The sequence below is a fragment of the Psychrobacter sp. 1U2 genome, from assembly GCF_051847575.1.
In genome coordinates this window covers 1-1,120 of the sequence record NZ_JBPYDC010000408.1, presented here as the reverse complement: position 1 = coordinate 1,120, position 1,120 = coordinate 1, and the positions used below count along the sequence as shown (strand labels likewise).

The window sequence follows — 1,120 nt, the reverse complement described above, 5'->3', positions numbered from 1 at the left end:
ATGGTTACCTTAACTCTGATATGGGGTATGCAGGCAGTTTTAAGTTGGTATCCATCTTTGACTAGCAGTCCCTACAGGTTTGCGGCAGGGGTATCAGTGAGTTTGCTAAAAAGAGTTACTTTATTATGTGTTAGCTATGCTGCTCTATATCATCTGACGTACTTTGTTCAACGTGCTTATCGACAGTATAAAAACAATAAAGTAGGTTGATTGTGTCACATAGTTTTAAAAATTTTTACTGTATTGAAAATGCATAGGGATTTTCAGACAGAGCTTTGATGTAATAGTATTGGTTATTTATTTTTTGTATAGTTGAAATAAAGTAATTTATAAAGTTGATGATTTACTTTGTAAACCGATGATAATTACCAAAATTTAACTCATACATTTATAAAAAACGTAATTAACCTGCTTAATATAATTCGAATACGACTAGAATTTTATATTATATTCGGATAATAGAATATACACGAAATTTTATTAAATTATTTACATATCAAAACTTGGAAACGTCATGATTCTTATACACAATGCACTCATCAATAATATAAAACGCTGTGAAGCGGCTTATAAAGTTTATCAGAAAGGTTTGACTTATCATCAAGCTTTGCATATTTTTCATGCTAACAAAAAGATATATGACGAACTTATCCTTTTACTAAATGATAATAGTTTAGATGCGTCTATGAGTAAAAAAATATTTAACTATATTTTTTATCTCGAAGATTGGTTTGTCCAATTCTCAAGATTAGAAAAAGAAGTTGGAAGTCTTGAAGATCGTTTTTCTTTTGAATCTCTTAAGAATAGTATAGATTATCCAGCAAGTTTTCTTGATGATGTTATAAAATAGAATATAGTTATATCTATCAAACTTCTATGGCTAAGGCGTATCGTTATAACTGAACTTCTAAAAAATAGATTTGGTTAGTATTATTTTATAACTTATATAAAATAACGCACGATGAAATAAAACCGTAAGAATAAATAGTTTAAAATAAAATGAGGTATTACTACTCATTAATTCGATAATAAATAAGGAAGCTATATGCTAAATTCCCCTTTTTCACCGTGGCCAAGTTTTACCCAAGAAGAGGCTAATGCAGTCAGTAAAGTACTATTG

General features: G+C 28.8%; 2 protein-coding genes. Both read left to right on the top strand.

Annotation, left to right across the window (positions count from 1 at the left end; genetic code table 11):
• On the top strand, positions 1-210 hold a 210-nt coding region (locus ACS8FD_RS16200; RefSeq protein ID WP_439276599.1), incomplete at its 5' end, for a hypothetical protein.
• A 304-nt stretch (positions 211-514) separates the two neighbouring features.
• Positions 515-850 carry a hypothetical protein gene (locus ACS8FD_RS16195; RefSeq protein ID WP_299219178.1) on the top strand — a complete coding sequence of 112 codons (336 nt, stop codon included), beginning with the start codon at positions 515-517 and terminating at the stop codon, positions 848-850.
• Positions 851-1,120 lie beyond the last annotated feature (270 nt).

Coding starts and splice junctions, on each gene's coding strand:
- ACS8FD_RS16195 (WP_299219178.1), top strand. CDS start 515: ATGATTCTTATACACAATGCACTCATCAATAATATAAAACGCTGTGAA.